Raw genomic sequence first — 15711 nt, forward strand, 5'->3', positions numbered from 1 at the left:
AGATTTCTAGCCCCTAGTGCTTACTTAAACTGTTTTAGGAAACGTAAGTCGTTCTCGAAGAACGCACGTAAATCGTTAACGCCGTAACGAAGCATAGTTAGACGCTCAACGCCCATACCAAATGCAAAACCTGAGTACTTCTCAGGATCGATGTTAACTGAACGTAGAACATTAGGGTGTACCATGCCGCAGCCTAGTACTTCTAACCACTTACCATTCTTACCTTTTACATCAACTTCAGCTGAAGGCTCTGTAAATGGGAAGAAAGAAGGACGGAAACGTACTTCAACTTCTTCTTCAAAGAAATTACAAAGGAAATCGTGAAGAATGCCTTTTAGTTGCGCAAAGTTTACGTTTTCATCAACTAACATACCTTCCACTTGGTGGAACATTGGTGTGTGAGTTTGATCGTAGTCATTACGGTAAACACGACCAGGTGCAATGAAACGGAATGGCGGTTGACCATTTTCCATTGTACGAATTTGAACGCCTGATGTGTGCGTACGTAGCATTAGATCTGGGTTAAAGAAGAACGTATCGTGGTCGGTACGTGCTGGGTGATCTTCAGCAATATTTAGCGCATCGAAGTTGTGGAAAGCATCTTCGATTTCAGGGCCAGCTTCAGTTGTAAAACCAAGCTCACCAAAGAAACTTTCAATACGCTCAATGGTACGTGTTACTGGGTGTAAACCACCATTTTCAATACGACGACCAGGAAGAGAAACATCGATAGTCTCAGCCGCAAGCTTAGCTTCAAGCTCTGCACGTTGTAGGCCATCTTTGCGCTCTACAAGTAGTGTTTGCACTGCTTGCTTTGCTTTGTTGATCTCTTGACCAGCAGTACGACGTTCTTCTGGTGGTAATTTACCTAAGGCTTGAAGTTGAAGAGTTAAGTGACCCTTCTTACCTAGGAATTGAACTCGGACTTCGTCCAGAGCGACTAATGAATCAGCCTGCTCAATAGCTGCCGTTGCGTTGGCAATAATCTCGTCTAGATGTTGCATCGTATCCTCATCCACCCACAGGTGGCGTCCTTAAGGGAGATATAAAATCGCGTATCGATACATACTAAAGAAAGCAGCGTCTAAATCCAAATTGAATCGTAATAAAAGCGCAAGTTTGGACGAAAAAAAAACGTCTTTATCAGTTGAACAGCAAAAATTGAGGATTTCAATCAATTAGCATCTAACAATAAGAAGATCACAGCATGGTAGGAGCATTCCTTTTTCTCATTTTTCCACATCGCAAATCTTTACTACTGAGAGTAATTTTATTACATCTTTTTTAAGGAGATCACAGTCGACATTAAAGATTTCACAGCACTATTAATATCTTTATAGTCGCATAATTGCTTTGTATTACGCTCATTATTATGGGTAATATGGAGAGCTTCTCAGCATACCTATTATGGTACAAAATCAGTAAAAACCCAGCCTCAAACCGACTATATACATGCGTTGTATTACTCTGTTTTTAATGGTTTATTTTTAAAATTACTGATCTCCTTAGTAACTAGTTTTAAACACATTAAAACTAGTTACTATATTGAGCAACATTAACACCCCCTTACTTGTTACAAAACAATCAAATTTGATAACAAAATGACAATATAGATATGCAATCATTATTGTCGTTTTTCTTATACTTATGACGATAAATAATGAAATAAATCATCAAACCTGTTTTAAAATTACATTTTTCAGTGTAAATTATGATCAAAATCAAAGTTAGGAAGTTTCTGATGAACAATAAAGATCTAGCTGCACTATTAAAAATCTCAACACTTGCAATGATCCTTTGCACTGCATTACTTGCTCTTGGTAACTACGGCCTAGCGCATTCAATGCCTATTAACTCAGCTGCAGGATTTAACATTGTTAACCTTGTATTCTTCATTGGTCTTAACGCTCTTTTAGTACCGTTCCTTGCGTTTCTATTTAAAACTCGTGCTCGCGCAAACAAACAGCGTCGTATGATTAAAGCATAAGTTTTATTTTCTTTAATTTTAAAACCAGCCCTCTACTTCTAGAGTGCTGGTTTTTTTATATCCAATAAAAATAAAATACACCGTTGCATTATAAGGCAATATCAAATAATATAATTGAACAGTGTTTTATTGTATTGGAGTATCAAATGAAAAAACAAGATAACTATTGGTTAACGTACGCTAAGGCGACTTTTATTATTGCGACAATTGCAATGATCATCAGTATCGTCAAATTACCGGGCGATTTAATCGTGAAAGGCTATTACAGTATTTGTAGCTTGTTTCTTGTCAGTGCAACGATCACTTTAAGTAAAGCTATTCGTGATGAAGCTGAGTCGAACCGTTTAATCAATCGAATAGAAGAAGCGAAAACAGCTAAATTACTTAACGAGCTTGATGAATAAGATAGATTTTAGCTATGACGAATTTATCGTTCAAATATCTCTATTTTCAATATTTGAAAATGAAGAAAATCATAACGACGTTGGAAGTAAAACAGGGGCAGTTGCTTGAGGATGAAAAATGCCTCAAGCAGCAACTTCTCGATGCTGATCAACATTTCTTAATGCTTATTGATAATTCACTACCGGATCCCCACCCTTCTCAACCACGAAGACTAAAAGATAAACCTCAATTAACCCCTAAATGTACAAAGTCTATTCACCGCACTTTATTTACATTAAATAAACAGCAACAACAATTAAATAAAGATCTCATTAAGCTACAAAAATATCAGGATAAGACAAAACATCTTTTAATTCTTTTTAAAAAAGCGATATGTAATGAAGCTTACTTAGATGTGGAATATAGACTACAAATAGAGCAATTAAGTTTGCAGTTAGAGCTAGTACTTGCAAGCTATCTATAAAGTAATAGAGAACTGAATATTTAAAAGAAATAGATATGATATACAACGAAAAAAGGAGAGCCGAGGCTCTCCTTTTAACTTAAAAACTAAACTGATAAATTACAGTGCAGCTTTTGCCTTTTCCACAAGAACAGTGAAAGTAGCTTTGTCGAATACAGCGATATCTGCAAGGATCTTACGATCGATTTCGATAGACGCTTTCTTCAGACCGTTGATTAGACGGCTGTAAGACATACCATTTTGACGTGCAGCAGCGTTGATACGTGCAATCCAAAGTTGACGGAAAGTACGTTTCTTCTGACGACGGTCACGGTAAGCGTATTGACCAGCTTTAGTAACAGCTTGGAAAGCTACGCGGTAAACACGTGAACGTGCACCGTAATAGCCTTTAGCTTGTTTAAGAACTTTCTTGTGACGTGCACGCGCTTGTACACCACGTTTTACGCGAGGCATAGGAGACTCCTAACTAAAATAATAAAATATAAAACTAAAAACGATTAAGCGAACGGAAGCATACGAGCAACTGCAGCCACTTCACACTTAGGAAGGATTGCATTTGGACGAAGCTGACGTTTGTTCTTAGTAGTACGTTTAGTCAGGATGTGACGCTTAGTAGCGTGCTTAAACTTAAAGCCACCAGCTGTTTTTTTGAAGCGCTTAGCTGCGCCACGATTTGTTTTCATCTTTGGCATGAGATGATAACTCCGCATTGTTGATAGTTAATAATCACAGTAATAGGGCGAACAAAAAGCGCTACTTAAAAGCAGCGCTTTTTAGCTACTTGAATGCCGTTATTACTTCTTCTTTGGGGCAAGCATCATGGTCATTTGGCGACCTTCTACACGATTAGGGAAGCTCTCACAGACAGCGATGTCTTCAAGTTCACCCTTAATACGGTTAAGAAGTTCAATACCAAGACCTTGGTGAGCCATTTCACGACCACGAAAACGTAGTGTTACTTTGCCTTTGTTGCCCTCTTCTAAAAAGCGAGTCAGGTTGCGTAGTTTTACCTGATAGTCGCCTTCGTCTGTACCAGGTCGGAATTTAACTTCCTTGATCTGGATTTGTTTCTGGTTTTTCTTTTGCTCTTTAGCAGCCTTGCTCTTCTCGAACAGGTACTTGCCATAGTCCATCACGCGACAAACTGGTGGCTCGGCATTAGGGCTAATTTCAACTAGATCCACACCAGCGTCTAGAGCAACTTCCATTGCTTCATCAAGTGAAACAACACCAACTGATTCGCCATCAAGGCCAGTCAGGCGAACTTCACGTACGCCACGAATTTCTTCATTTAGACGATGCGCGTTTTGCTTAACTGGTGCTTGGGTTCTTTTTCCGCCTTTAATACCTTATTCCTCCACAATATTGAGCTTACGACTGCTAATTTCTTCTTGCATAAATGCAACAAGTTCATCAATCTTAAATTTACCCAAATCTTTACCCTTGCGAGTACGAACTGCTACAACGCCTGCTTCGACTTCTTTGTCGCCACAAACGAGCATGAAAGGCACTCGCTTCAAAGTATGTTCGCGGATTTTAAAGCCAATCTTCTCATTTCTCAAGTCCGCATTGACTCTAATTCCACATTTTTTCAATTTTTCTACAATTTCTTGCACATATTCTGACTGAGCGTCAGTAATATTCATCACTACAGCTTGTTGAGGCGCTAACCATGTAGGGAAGAAGCCTGCATAATCTTCGATAAGAATACCGATGAAACGCTCTAGTGAGCCAAGAATTGCACGGTGAATCATAACCGGTGTGTGACGTTCATTATCTTCACCTACGTAAGTAGCGCCTAAACGCTCTGGTAAAGCAAAGTCTAGCTGAACTGTGCCACACTGCCATGCGCGATCAAGGCAGTCGTGAAGAGTGAACTCGATCTTAGGACCGTAGAACGCACCCTCACCTTCTTGAATTTCAAATGGAATTTCCATTGATTCAAGCGCGGTAATTAAGTCTGATTCTGCTTTATCCCACATTGCATCAGAACCTACACGTTTTTCAGGACGCGTAGATAATTTAACAACAATGTTGTCGAAGCCGAATGTCTTGTACGTATCATACACCATTTCGATGCAAGATGTAACTTCTTGTTGTACTTGAGCTTCTGTACAGAAAATATGCGCATCATCTTGAGTGAAGCCACGTACACGCATAATGCCGTGAAGTGAACCTGATGGTTCGTTACGGTGACATGAGCCAAACTCAGCCATACGCAATGGAAGATCACGGTATGATTTCAGACCTTGATTAAAGATCTGTACGTGACCTGGGCAGTTCATTGGCTTGATAGCGTATTCACGGTTCTCAGAACTAGTTGTGAACATCGCATCAGCGTACTTATCCCAGTGACCAGAACGTTCCCAAAGTACACGATCCATCATTAGAGGACCTTTTACTTCTTGGTAATCGTATTCATTTAGTTTTTCACGAATGAATACTTCTAGCTCACGGAAGATAGTCCAACCGTTGTGATGCCAGAACACCATGCCCGGTGCTTCTTGCTGCATATGGAACAAGTCAAGTTGCTTACCGATCTTACGGTGATCACGCTTAGCCGCTTCTTCTAAACGAGTAAGGTGAGCTTTTAATGCTTTCTTATCGTGGAATGCAGTACCGTAGATACGTTGAAGCATCTTATTATCGCTATTACCACGCCAGTATGCACCAGCAACGCTTAATAGCTTGAAGTTTTGACAGAAGCCCATGTGAGGTACGTGTGGACCACGACACATATCAATGTATTCTTCGTGGTGGTAAAGACCTGGACGATCATCACGCGCTACGTTCTCATCAAGAATTTCTATTTTGTAAGTTTCGCCGCGTGCATCAAATGCATCACGTGCTTCTTGCCAGCTTACTTTTTTCTTAACAACCTGATATTTGGTTTTAGCAAGCTCAACCATGCGCTTTTCAATCACTTCAAGATCTTCTTGAGTTAGTGATTGCTCTAAGTCGATATCGTAGTAGAAACCGTTATCGATTGTAGGACCAATAGCCATTTTCGCATCTGGGTAAAGCTGCTTAATTGCATGGCCTAATAGGTGAGCACATGAGTGACGTACAATCTCTAAACCATCGACTTCATCTTTTGCAGTGATGATTTCAAGGCTTGCGTCGTTTTCAATTAGATCACATGCATCTACGCGTACACCATCAACACGCCCTGCGATCGTTGCTTTAGCAAGACCAGGACCGATTGAAAGTGCCACGTCCATAGTTGATACAGGCGCGTCGAATTGACGTTGACTACCGTCAGGAAGAGTAATTACAGGCATGAATAATGTCCTTTAACAGTGGTGCCACACACCAAGTAGCACATGTTGAATTTATAAAGCTTTCAGAAGCTTTTACGAATAAAAAACGCTTTACTTTCGATACCGCAATACTGAGCGGCACACTAAAAGAAAAGCGAGGCTGTACTATAGCAAACGGATTAAAAGGATTGCAAAGAATCCTCTTAAATTAATAACAATAATTTAGTCAACGAGTGTGTAACTAACCACGTACAGTTTTTCTATACCAGGATAGATATCTTGAATAACGCTTTTAAGCACATCGAGTGTCATATTTTCTTGTTTAGCATGAAAATCATTTAATTCAGAAAATAAGATAGGCTCAACCTTATCGATTTGTAATGTACAAAATTCACGGCAATCTTCAAATGTGGACACTTTTACTTGTGAACCTGGAACATAATGACTTTCAGATTCATCACGAATAGTGATTGTCTTTTTTCCTGAAAGAATATCAGTTTCAAAACGTTCAAAAAACGTCATTTCTGTTGGTGTGATTTTCTGGCTCATATTTTATTCTTTTCATAAAAATAGTGTGCTTGTAGATTACCTGCATTTGCATCGTGAATACATTTTGTTTTGTAAGTATCTTTATCAAATAATGTTTAATTACCTTTCAGTGAGCCACTATCTAACATTTACGCATATTTTTACGGTGGGATTATTTTTTATTTAAAAAAGAAGAACATATATTTTATGCGTTAGTTTTTTTTAATACTTTGTTTTTGTTGTTCTTTCTATAGCCTGAATTCTAAGTTTTTAAAAACAGTAACTAAAATCACACTGAGTTCACATTTCTTCACACGATATATAGTCTAAGATGTTGATAGACAAGTTGTATACAGACGTTTCAGTGCGGAGGATGATTATGTGGCAAGCCATTTCTCACCAACTGTCAGATGTACTAGGTCGACCATTTAAGATTGTTGAACGACAAACGCTTGAAGGCGGCGATGTCAATGAATGCTATTGCGTTAGCGATGGTGATCAACGTTTCTTTCTCAAACTCAATGATAAAGAGCAATTAGTTGTCTTTGAAACTGAATCAGAAAGTCTACGCATTCTTAATGAAGCAAATTGTGTTCAAGTACCTCAGTATATCCATGTTGGTACATGCCGCGATAAATCCTTCCTCACACTTAATTATTTACCAACAAAAAAAGTCGATGATAATGCTGGTTATCAATTAGGGCAGCAATTAGCAAAACTGCATCTATGGGGTGAACAAGCTGAATACGGCTTTGATTTTGATAACTATGTTGGTTTAACACCACAACCTAACCGTTGGCATCGCCGATGGTGTCGTTTTTTTGCAGAGCAACGTATTGCATGGCAATTACAACTGTGTGAAGAAAAAGGCATTCTATTTGGGAATATTGACACTATTACGAGCAATGTCATTAAACGCTTAGTTAACCACCAGCCTAAACCTTCCTTATTACATGGCGATTTATGGCATGGTAATACTGCTCTAACCGTATCGGGTCCAATTATTTTTGATCCTGCCACTTACTGGGGTGATCGCGAGTGTGATATAGCGATGACAGAACTGTTCGGTGGTTTCCCCAACAGTTTTTATGAGGGGTACAATTCTGTCTATCCACTCCCCCCTGAGTATCAAGAGCGCAAAGAGCTTTATAACCTTTACCATATTCTTAACCACTGCATACTCTTTGGTGGGGAGTATATGGGTCAAGCTGAATACATCATTGCCAAGCTTAATCTCTTAGATGAATAATTAGTCTAAGCCGACTTCTGTTTATGAGTCGACGTAAGATATGCATTAACCTTTGCATATCTTACGTCGTAGATTGGCTTTCATTGATGACTATTATCACCACAGTAAAATAAGTTTACCTGCAAATGCTATTAGCAGCGACTAGGCTATCAATAGTGTTTTTGGTTATAGCGAAAGTTATCAACATAACCTAAATTAAATTTGCTGATGGTAACTGACTGCGGGTGAAGGAGTACAACAATGAGAAACTATTCAGAACAAAACGTTAGCTGTCCCCATTGCGGACACATCATACGCATAGAATTAGATGCAAGCGCTGGAAGCCAAGAGTTTTATGATGATTGCTCTGCATGCTGTAATCCGATTCATATCAATATGCAGGTTGATGAACTCCACAAAACCATTAATTTATTTATAGATGCTGATGATGAACAAATTTTTTAGTGCGAGTTCCATAAACAATTAACTAGACCAATTGTGCTAAGCGGTCTAGTTAATTTCTCGTTTATGATTTTGCTGCCATTACACGCTCAACAGTATCAACTATAGCTTGGGTTTGAGGATCTATTTCAATATTAATCACATCACCAATAACGCGACTTTTTAAATTTGTACGCTGTAATGTTTCAGGGATTAAATTCACATTGAAACGATTTTCGACCACATCACCTATGGTGAGGCTTATACCATCAATCCCTATATACCCTTTAGTAAAGACATACTTCATCTGTTTTTGCGGTAAGGTAAACCAGATCTGATGATTATTTTCTGATGTAACAACATTTGATACTTCTGCTGTACACATAATATGTCCAGACATAGAGTGACCACCGATTTCATCGCCAAACTTTGCTGCACGCTCAACATTAACGACATCACCTTCTTTGAGTAAACCAAGGTTAGTGACATTAAGCGTCTCTTGCATCAAATCAAATGACCACAAATCATTATTAATATCCGTTACTGTCAGACAACAACCATTATGAGCAACCGAAGCCCCTAACTCTACATGACTTAATAAATTAGCAGGCATACGTATCACGTGAGTTTGAAAATCTTGTTTCTTAGTAATCGAAATGATTTCTGCTGTTCCTTGTACGATTCCCGTAAACATAATGCTCCTAACTGTGTTAATAATTAACTTAACCGTTAATAAATATATTGATTTTATTGCTCTTTTTTATAGCAAACTTTTCAAATAAGCCAATACTTAAAAGTAAGCATCCAATGTCTTAGCTTTACTTTTCTTATACAGCATTGATTAACCTTTTCTATGTTATTTGCCAATGACAATTAATTGTCAAAAAAACAACTTGGCAATGAAATCTATATCCCTTTTTGGAATAAAGATATAAAGTGTATTTTTACAGCAATAAGATAACGAATACAAAATCATATAGGTATGTTATGACTGTTGACGTCGCTAATGATGCCATGCAAATAAAAACTAAAAAAAGCCATTCATCTACAACACTACGTATTACGCTAATAACGTTAATTACGATCTTATCGTGTTATTACCTTTGGGTTTTATATAAAGCAGTGACTCCAAACGTAAGTATTGCGTACAAGGCTTATTACATTAAAACTCAGACTCTTTTTTGGCAGCCTAAAGAGCCAGATCTTGCTCTAAAGATTCCATCATCGTTAGAACTTTCAACAAAAGTTCCATATTTATCACGCAAAGGCTGGAATAAAGATGCTGATAACGGTGCTCGATTATTAACAAATAGTGGTGGGCTTTATTTCACGCTGCCGCATAAGGTAAAGCAAGATGTAAAAGTCAGTATCACACTAGCATCTTCACTAGCCTCACCATTGCACTTTACTGTGAATCAGTGGGATGGCGTTTTTGCATCGACAAAACAATCTAATGTGTTTGATGCCATCATCCCAGCATCTGCATTTAAGTCTGGCGATACATTACAAACATTGCAGATAAATACGTTAACACCGTTAGCATTTAAGTTAGTGGATTTCTCATTTCTATCTTTATCTAAAAACGATAGTCATCAAGCAACACCAACATACGCGTCATCTTCAATGACCCATAACTAAGGTAAATAATATGAATAATAACCTTAAAAAAACAGACTATACATTGTCACTTATCGTTCCTGTATATAACGAAGAAGTTGCTATTGAGCCATTTGTTAACGAAATCAATAATAAGCTTTCCTCTATTCGTTCACATATTGATATTGTTTTCATTAATGATGGTAGTAAAGATAAGACACAGTCTGTAATTGAAGCTCAAATAGCTAAAGATGATTCTATTAGCTTAATTAACTTTGCACGTAATTTTGGCAAGGAAGCAGCTATGACCGCAGGTCTTAACTATGTAAAAGGTGATGCTGCTGTTATTTTAGATGTTGATTTACAAGATCCACCAGAGCTCATTCTTGAATTTGTCAAATTATGGCAAACAGGTGAATACGATACGGTCTATGGTGTTCGTGTTGACCGTTCACAAGATACGTTTTTAAAGCGTGTGACTGCAGGCGGTTTCTATCGTTTCTTCAACTTTTTATCTGCAGAAACAATCTTGCCTGAAAATGTCGGTGATTTTCGCTTAATTGACCGATGTGTTATTGAAGCGGTAAAACAATTACCTGAACGTAACCGCTTTATGAAAGGTTTATTGGCTTGGTCTTCATTCCGCTCTATCGGCGTCGATTTTCAGCGCCCAGAACGAAATGTCGGTGATACTAAGTTCAACTATTGGAAGTTATGGAACTTCGCAATGGATGGTATTACGAGTTTTACCGCTTGGCCTTTACGCGTATGGGGGTTTGTTGGTTTTGGTATCTCGTTCTTATCTTTTATCTTTTTAATGTATGTATTAATCAGTACTGTTTTCTTCGGTGTTCATACACCAGGATACGCATCAACTATTTCTGTTGTTCTGTTCCTTGGAGGGATTCAATTAATCTCATTAGGCGTAATTGGTGGCTATATCAGCCGCATTTATACCGAACTAAAACAGCGCCCTATTTACCTTGTTGAAGGTGTCTACGGTAAATATAGTGAAAAAAACACACAACCTCTTGTTACAGAGACAGAAAAAGAGTTAGAAACCACAAATGAATGAGTCATTTTTAAAGCACTTTTGGCAATTAAATCGATTTGCAATTATTGGCTTACTTGCGACTGCAGTGCACTTGTCCGTTGTTAGACTATATTTTTTCCAAATCCAAGATCCATCAGAATACAGTGCCAACGTGATCGGTTTTAGTATTGCTTTTTTAGTGTCTTATTTTGGACATCGCCACTTTACGTTTGGACAGAAAGGCTCATTTTTAAAATTCTTGGCCGTATCACTTATGGGCTTTTTTATTAACAATTTGATCCTTGCTTCATTATTGAAGTCTGCAATGTTCTCAGGTTGGCTCGCGGTAACAATATCAACCCTTTGTGTACCCGTAATTACCTTTATCTTGGCTAAATTTTGGGTGTTTAAATGAGTTCGTTAAGCTTACCTTCAATCAAAATTAGTCAACGAGAATGGCTAACCATTATTTTTGCCGTTATTGTTAGTCGCACCGTTATCTACTGTTTAGGTTTATGGGGAGTAACTGAGTTTGCTTCTGGGCATTATGCTGAGCAACCTTTATTACAAACTATCTGTCGCTTTGACTGTGTCTGGTTTTATCGGATCATCGAAAATGGTTATGATTTAGTGCCACAATGGCTAAGTCAGAAAAATGCGGCTAACTGGGCATTTATGCCTCTACAGCCCTTTCTTGGTTGGATCTTTTCGAAATTTTTCTTTTTTGAAAATCCAATTAACAATGCCCGGTTAGGTTTAGTTATAGCGTCAAACTTAGCGTTTTTATTCAGCTTACCTATTATTTTAATGGCGTTAAAGCAGCTTAATTTCAGCAAGGCAACGCAGTCTGCTGCTATCTGGCTATTGTGTTTTTCACCTTATACTGTGTATTCAACCGCAGGCTATACCGAACCGCTCTTCATTGTTTTTGTTACTGGTGTATTCCTATTTAGTTATCGCCAACAATGGGGATGGGTCGCTATTTTAGGTCTATTAGCCGCTATTACCCGTAACCTTGGCGTTTTCTTGGTTTTTCCTGTACTCATTATTGCGATTCAGCACTACGGTATAAATAGCTTTGTTCGCTTAAAAACCCCTGCGCTAAAAGCAATTTCAGCCATATGGGTGATCCCTTTCGGCTTTTTCACCTATATGGCTTATCTCTATTTTCATGTAGGTGATGCGCTGGCTTTTGGACACATTCAGATCGCATGGGGACGTCAATTAACTAATCCGTTTCACTGGATCCTCTATGGTTTTGAAACAGGCGGTCCTAAGCTTTACTTAGCCATTATGGCGATACTCGCGTTTATACTAAATATCTATTTGGTCGTGCGTAAATACTACGCTGAAGCCATATTTATGTTCATTTGTTTGGTATTACCATTGTCATCAAATTTAAATGCGATGCCTCGTTATGCATTTGGGTTATATCCAACCTTCCTTGGCTTACTTTTACTTATTGAACGTTATCCGCATATTAAAACACCGATGCTATGTGTTTTTAGTGCAGCAAGTACCTTTATCGCAATTGGCTTCTACAGCCATATGATGTTTACGGTTTAACTTTCTAAATAAAACAGCAGCTTAATGAGTAAAACACTATTTACTAAGCTGCTGTTATTCCTTCCTTTGAATAATAATTATGCAATTTGCCAATATTCTATTTTGGTTATGAGCTTTTTGTTTATATAATCCTGAAAAATCATTGGCAGTACAAAATAGAATGCCACAGAAGCATTTTAATACTTGACTCCTCCCCTTTATTTACCTCTTTTTGGAGCCAAAAATAGTGCATAACTATAAAAAAGAAACAGCGCAGCTTATAAAGCTTGCCGTGCCTGTTCTCATTGCCTCTGTTGCACAAACATCAATGGGCTTTGTTGACACAGTGATGGCAGGTAGTGTCAGTGCGACTGACATGGCAGCAGTCGCTGTTGCTGCAAGTATTTGGTTACCTTCTATCTTATTTGGTGTTGGTTTACTTATGGCGCTTGTGCCCGTTGTGGCGCAGCTTAGCGGCTCTGGTAAAAAAGAACGTATTCCGTTTGAAGTTCAACATGGTTTCTATCTGGCGATCTTAATATCCATTCCAACCATGTTGATATTGTATAACGCGGGTTCTTTAATCCATTACATGAATGTAGAGCCTGTATTAGCGGAAAAAACGGTCGGTTACTTATATGCCGTACTTTTTGCTGTACCTGCTTTTTTGTTTTTCCAAACACTAAAAAGTTTTTCTGAGGGGTTATCTTTTACCATTCCAGGCATGGTGATCGGCTTTTTAGGCTTACTTGCCAATATTCCACTAAACTGGATTTTCGTATACGGAAAGTTTGGAGCCCCTGAATTAGGCGGTATCGGTTGTGGTGTAGCAACTGCCATCGTCTATTGGTTCATGTTTTTTGCGTTACTTGCCTATGTATTAATTAATAAACGGCTAAAGAGTGTTGGAGTATTTAGCACATTTTATCGCCCTCAACTAAAAGCGCTTTCACGTTTATTTAAACTAGGCTTTCCCGTTGCAGCTTCGCTTTTCTTTGAAGTTTCACTATTTGCTGTTATTGCATTACTGATTTCACCATTAGGTCCAAATAAAGTGGCATCGCACCAGATAGCAATGAATTTCTCATCACTGGTGTATATGCTGCCAATGAGTATTGGTGCAGCGGTGAGTATTCGTGTCGGCCACAAAATGGGGCAACAAGATATTGATGGTGCGCGTATTGCAAGCCATTGCGGTTTAATTGTCGGTACGGCTTTAGCTATTTGTACCGCTATAATGACGGTTATTTTCCGCGAAGACATTGCCGAACTCTATACTCATAACCCAGAAGTTATCGTACTTGCTGGCCAATTATTACTACTCGCAGCGATCTATCAATGTAGTGATGCTGTTCAAGTCGTTGCTGCTGGTGCGTTACGTGGTTATAAAGATATGCGTGCCATTTTTGTTTGTACATTCATTGCTTACTGGCTGATTGGACTGCCATCTGGTTATGTCCTAGGCCTAACAAACTGGATTGTGCCAGCAATGGGCCCGCAAGGTTTTTGGATTGGTTTTATTCTCGGCTTGAGTGCGGCAGCCGTCATGCTTGGCTGGCGAATACACCATGTGCATAAACTTGATGCTGAAAAGCAACTTGAAATGTCATACCGATAAGACAAAAAGGCGATCATCAGATCGCCTTTTTTGATCTAATATTGATAATAATCAGTATGATGAATATTCACTTAATGCTTTAAGAGACGCCTATGCCTGTATCTATCTCTATTTTCCCACATAGATTGTCTCTGATTCTTTTCATTTCAATACTGCTGATAGGCTGTAAGCAAAATGACAATGAAAAAGCCTTTGATACGTATCATCAGCGTCTGGCTAATGTACTCGATATAGATAAAGCCCACTTTCCTGAAACGCCATTACTACTTTTACCCGCTAAACGAGAGCTTACTCAGCCTTTAGCTGATATTAGAATTGGTCTACTTGATGCCTATGAATTACGGCAATGTGGCCTATTCCAACTGATTGCTGAGCGAAATTCGATTTTGGGTAAAGTTCAAGATAAAACCCGCAGTCTTCACTATGAACTTTTACTATTAGATGGGTTACAGTATTGTTTAGAAGCACTGCCTAAAGACTCTGATTTATTAACCGAGTTAGCACCTATTTATCAGCAAAAGAAACAGCAACTGCCACTCGTTTTTTGGAATACGCTTTTTACTGGAGAAGAATGGCGTAAACAATTAACGCTAGGCCATCAACTACTTGAAAGTAATCAAACCACTCAATTTAACGCTAGCCTAAGCGCATTTAGCTATATCAATAATTTACTTTCAAATAGCATCAAACGCACAAATAACATCACTGCACCTTATTCTAACAAAGATAAATATCAGGATCTTTTTGAGCATCAACAACAAATTTATAATAGCCGATATATAGGTGATCTTTTCTATTCAATGCAACGCACCACGACATTGCTGAACACGATTACAGAACAACTTACTCAGTCACAAGATTCAATTTTGTGTGGCAAAAATATGAATCAGCAAAAAGCACAATATCTTCGTAATGTTTTCTATAAGTTTTATGTTCCAACTATTCAGCCTTATTTATCAACACTTGATTCACAATATCGACAAATACAGCCCGTTTTACAGCAGATACTTCAACAATTGAATCAACCGAATATTCACCTCTCCTCACCAATGCAAACCTATATAGCATTCTATGTTGATGGCGATCTGTATCAGCAATTTCATGAAGCCACATTAGCGCACGTTAAATTCTGGCAACGTCTGTTTAAACAATGTAAATTCAAAGTTGGACAATAACTTTATTCTAATTTGATAGAATAACTTTGCTTCAAAAATTTGAGCTTTAAACTAAAATTTAAACTCAGCTTCTACAGTCGCGAAGACAATAAATTTGTATATATTTTCGCTAAGGGATATAGGAGATACGCATGAAGAAAACCAAGAATGAAGCAAAACTTCTCAAAAAAGCATTAGAAATAGGCTTTGCATTCGCGAAAAAACAAGGATTTGGCGATTTAGACCGCAGTGTTGGCTCTACCGACCGTGTTGAGTGTATTTATCGCTTACTGGTTGATTGTAAACAAATCACCCCTCTTGCCGTGGATCAAGAGGACGGCGTTCATATGAAACATAAGCTGGTTTTATGGATAAGCCGCTTACTCCCACCTGATCACGAACTTTTAAACTAAATTATCTTCCTGTGTAGCGCACGTTCTGTTGCGCTACACA

General features: G+C 38.3%; 19 protein-coding genes. 12 read left to right on the forward strand and 7 right to left on the reverse strand.

What is annotated here, in order from left to right; translation table 11 throughout:
• Positions 1-20: 20 nt before the first annotated feature.
• Positions 21-1004: a phenylalanine--tRNA ligase subunit alpha gene (gene pheS, locus BTO08_RS06580; RefSeq protein WP_005367402.1), complete on the reverse strand. Its 984-nt coding sequence runs from the start codon at positions 1002-1004 to the stop codon at positions 21-23.
• A 737-nt stretch (positions 1005-1741) separates the two neighbouring features.
• Between pheS and BTO08_RS06585 the strand changes: the two genes are divergently transcribed.
• The 3 genes from BTO08_RS06585 (at position 1742) to BTO08_RS06595 (ending at position 2855) form a co-directional block, all read left to right on the forward strand.
• A complete protein-coding gene (locus BTO08_RS06585; protein ID WP_045082934.1) occupies positions 1742-1987 on the forward strand; it encodes a hypothetical protein in 246 nt (81 codons plus the stop codon).
• A 146-nt stretch (positions 1988-2133) separates the two neighbouring features.
• A complete protein-coding gene (locus tag BTO08_RS06590; RefSeq protein ID WP_005367398.1) occupies positions 2134-2391 on the forward strand; it encodes a YiaA/YiaB family inner membrane protein in 258 nt (85 codons plus the stop codon).
• A 14-nt stretch (positions 2392-2405) separates the two neighbouring features.
• Entirely contained in the window at positions 2406-2855 is a 450-nt protein-coding gene (locus BTO08_RS06595) for a hypothetical protein (protein WP_105060389.1), read from the forward strand.
• 99 nt (positions 2856-2954) lie between these two features.
• Here BTO08_RS06595 and rplT read toward each other — a convergent pair whose 3' ends face one another.
• The 5 genes from rplT to yqfB all read right to left on the reverse strand — a co-directional run bounded on the left by rplT (position 2955) and on the right by yqfB (position 6664).
• Complete coding sequence (rplT, locus tag BTO08_RS06600) at positions 2955-3308, reverse strand: 50S ribosomal protein L20 (RefSeq protein ID WP_005367388.1); 354 nt, start codon at positions 3306-3308, stop codon at positions 2955-2957.
• A gap of 44 nt (positions 3309-3352) precedes the next feature.
• Positions 3353-3547 (reverse strand): 50S ribosomal protein L35, encoded by a 195-nt coding sequence (rpmI, locus tag BTO08_RS06605; RefSeq protein ID WP_005367387.1) that lies wholly within the window; start codon positions 3545-3547, stop codon positions 3353-3355.
• A gap of 102 nt (positions 3548-3649) precedes the next feature.
• Positions 3650-4201: a translation initiation factor IF-3 gene (gene infC, locus BTO08_RS06610; protein ID WP_105060390.1), complete on the reverse strand. Its 552-nt coding sequence runs from the start codon at positions 4199-4201 to the stop codon at positions 3650-3652.
• Between the two features lie 3 nt (positions 4202-4204).
• The gene (gene thrS, locus BTO08_RS06615) at positions 4205-6136 is read right to left on the reverse strand and encodes a threonine--tRNA ligase (protein WP_005367384.1); all 1932 of its coding nucleotides are present in this window, start codon (positions 6134-6136) and stop codon (positions 4205-4207) included.
• 201 nt (positions 6137-6337) lie between these two features.
• Positions 6338-6664: a N(4)-acetylcytidine aminohydrolase gene (yqfB, locus tag BTO08_RS06625; protein WP_105060391.1), complete on the reverse strand. Its 327-nt coding sequence runs from the start codon at positions 6662-6664 to the stop codon at positions 6338-6340.
• A 358-nt stretch (positions 6665-7022) separates the two neighbouring features.
• Here yqfB and BTO08_RS06630 point away from each other — a divergent pair, with 358 nt between their 5' ends.
• Together BTO08_RS06630 and BTO08_RS06635 are read left to right on the forward strand one after the other, a co-directional pair.
• The gene (locus tag BTO08_RS06630; protein ID WP_105060392.1) at positions 7023-7892 is read left to right on the forward strand and encodes a fructosamine kinase family protein; all 870 of its coding nucleotides are present in this window, start codon (positions 7023-7025) and stop codon (positions 7890-7892) included.
• Between the two features lie 240 nt (positions 7893-8132).
• Complete coding sequence (locus BTO08_RS06635; RefSeq protein WP_105060393.1) at positions 8133-8336, forward strand: CPXCG motif-containing cysteine-rich protein; 204 nt, start codon at positions 8133-8135, stop codon at positions 8334-8336.
• Between the two features lie 61 nt (positions 8337-8397).
• On the opposite strand, the gene BTO08_RS06640 is transcribed toward BTO08_RS06635, so the two are convergent.
• A complete protein-coding gene (locus BTO08_RS06640) occupies positions 8398-9006 on the reverse strand; it encodes a riboflavin synthase subunit alpha (RefSeq protein ID WP_105060394.1) in 609 nt (202 codons plus the stop codon).
• A gap of 293 nt (positions 9007-9299) precedes the next feature.
• Between BTO08_RS06640 and BTO08_RS06645 the strand changes: the two genes are divergently transcribed.
• The 7 genes from BTO08_RS06645 to BTO08_RS06675 all read left to right on the forward strand — a co-directional run bounded on the left by BTO08_RS06645 (position 9300) and on the right by BTO08_RS06675 (position 15671).
• The gene (locus BTO08_RS06645) at positions 9300-9950 is read left to right on the forward strand and encodes a riboflavin synthase subunit alpha (RefSeq protein WP_105060395.1); all 651 of its coding nucleotides are present in this window, start codon (positions 9300-9302) and stop codon (positions 9948-9950) included.
• A 10-nt stretch (positions 9951-9960) separates the two neighbouring features.
• A complete protein-coding gene (locus BTO08_RS06650) occupies positions 9961-10983 on the forward strand; it encodes a glycosyltransferase family 2 protein (RefSeq protein WP_105060396.1) in 1023 nt (340 codons plus the stop codon).
• The gene (locus tag BTO08_RS06655; protein WP_005367375.1) at positions 10976-11356 is read left to right on the forward strand and encodes a GtrA family protein; all 381 of its coding nucleotides are present in this window, start codon (positions 10976-10978) and stop codon (positions 11354-11356) included. Before BTO08_RS06650 ends, BTO08_RS06655 begins: the two co-directional genes overlap by 8 nt.
• Positions 11353-12507 carry a hypothetical protein gene (locus tag BTO08_RS06660; RefSeq protein ID WP_105060397.1) on the forward strand — a complete coding sequence of 385 codons (1155 nt, stop codon included), beginning with the start codon at positions 11353-11355 and terminating at the stop codon, positions 12505-12507. Before BTO08_RS06655 ends, BTO08_RS06660 begins: the two co-directional genes overlap by 4 nt.
• A 226-nt stretch (positions 12508-12733) precedes the next feature.
• On the forward strand, positions 12734-14104 hold the full coding sequence (locus BTO08_RS06665) for an MATE family efflux transporter (RefSeq protein WP_005367371.1): 1371 nt from the start codon (positions 12734-12736) through the stop codon (positions 14102-14104).
• 92 nt (positions 14105-14196) lie between these two features.
• Positions 14197-15279, forward strand: a complete 1083-nt coding sequence (locus BTO08_RS06670) for a DUF3080 domain-containing protein (protein ID WP_105060398.1) — start codon at positions 14197-14199, stop codon at positions 15277-15279.
• A gap of 131 nt (positions 15280-15410) precedes the next feature.
• Positions 15411-15671: a DUF5062 family protein gene (locus tag BTO08_RS06675; RefSeq protein WP_005367367.1), complete on the forward strand. Its 261-nt coding sequence runs from the start codon at positions 15411-15413 to the stop codon at positions 15669-15671.
• Positions 15672-15711 lie beyond the last annotated feature (40 nt).

The sequence above is a fragment of the Photobacterium angustum genome (assembly GCF_002954615.1).
GTDB classification, from domain to species: Bacteria; Pseudomonadota; Gammaproteobacteria; order Enterobacterales; family Vibrionaceae; genus Photobacterium; species Photobacterium angustum_A.

Bases quoted from the DNA above. Each gene is read 5' to 3' on its own strand.
- BTO08_RS06585 (WP_045082934.1), top strand. From the start codon at position 1,742: ATGAACAATAAAGATCTAGCTGCACTATTAAAAATCTCAACACTTGCA.
- BTO08_RS06640 (WP_105060394.1), bottom strand. From the start codon at position 9,006: ATGTTTACGGGAATCGTACAAGGAACAGCAGAAATCATTTCGATTACT.
- BTO08_RS06675 (WP_005367367.1), top strand. From the start codon at position 15,411: ATGAAGAAAACCAAGAATGAAGCAAAACTTCTCAAAAAAGCATTAGAA.
- pheS (WP_005367402.1), bottom strand. From the start codon at position 1,004: ATGCAACATCTAGACGAGATTATTGCCAACGCAACGGCAGCTATTGAG.
- BTO08_RS06590 (WP_005367398.1), top strand. From the start codon at position 2,134: ATGAAAAAACAAGATAACTATTGGTTAACGTACGCTAAGGCGACTTTT.
- BTO08_RS06635 (WP_105060393.1), top strand. From the start codon at position 8,133: ATGAGAAACTATTCAGAACAAAACGTTAGCTGTCCCCATTGCGGACAC.
- yqfB (WP_105060391.1), bottom strand. From the start codon at position 6,664: ATGAGCCAGAAAATCACACCAACAGAAATGACGTTTTTTGAACGTTTT.
- BTO08_RS06670 (WP_105060398.1), top strand. From the start codon at position 14,197: ATGCCTGTATCTATCTCTATTTTCCCACATAGATTGTCTCTGATTCTT.
- BTO08_RS06650 (WP_105060396.1), top strand. From the start codon at position 9,961: ATGAATAATAACCTTAAAAAAACAGACTATACATTGTCACTTATCGTT.
- BTO08_RS06660 (WP_105060397.1), top strand. From the start codon at position 11,353: ATGAGTTCGTTAAGCTTACCTTCAATCAAAATTAGTCAACGAGAATGG.
- BTO08_RS06655 (WP_005367375.1), top strand. From the start codon at position 10,976: ATGAATGAGTCATTTTTAAAGCACTTTTGGCAATTAAATCGATTTGCA.
- rpmI (WP_005367387.1), bottom strand. From the start codon at position 3,547: ATGCCAAAGATGAAAACAAATCGTGGCGCAGCTAAGCGCTTCAAAAAA.
- BTO08_RS06645 (WP_105060395.1), top strand. From the start codon at position 9,300: ATGACTGTTGACGTCGCTAATGATGCCATGCAAATAAAAACTAAAAAA.
- BTO08_RS06595 (WP_105060389.1), top strand. From the start codon at position 2,406: ATGACGAATTTATCGTTCAAATATCTCTATTTTCAATATTTGAAAATG.
- thrS (WP_005367384.1), bottom strand. From the start codon at position 6,136: ATGCCTGTAATTACTCTTCCTGACGGTAGTCAACGTCAATTCGACGCG.
- rplT (WP_005367388.1), bottom strand. From the start codon at position 3,308: ATGCCTCGCGTAAAACGTGGTGTACAAGCGCGTGCACGTCACAAGAAA.
- BTO08_RS06630 (WP_105060392.1), top strand. From the start codon at position 7,023: ATGTGGCAAGCCATTTCTCACCAACTGTCAGATGTACTAGGTCGACCA.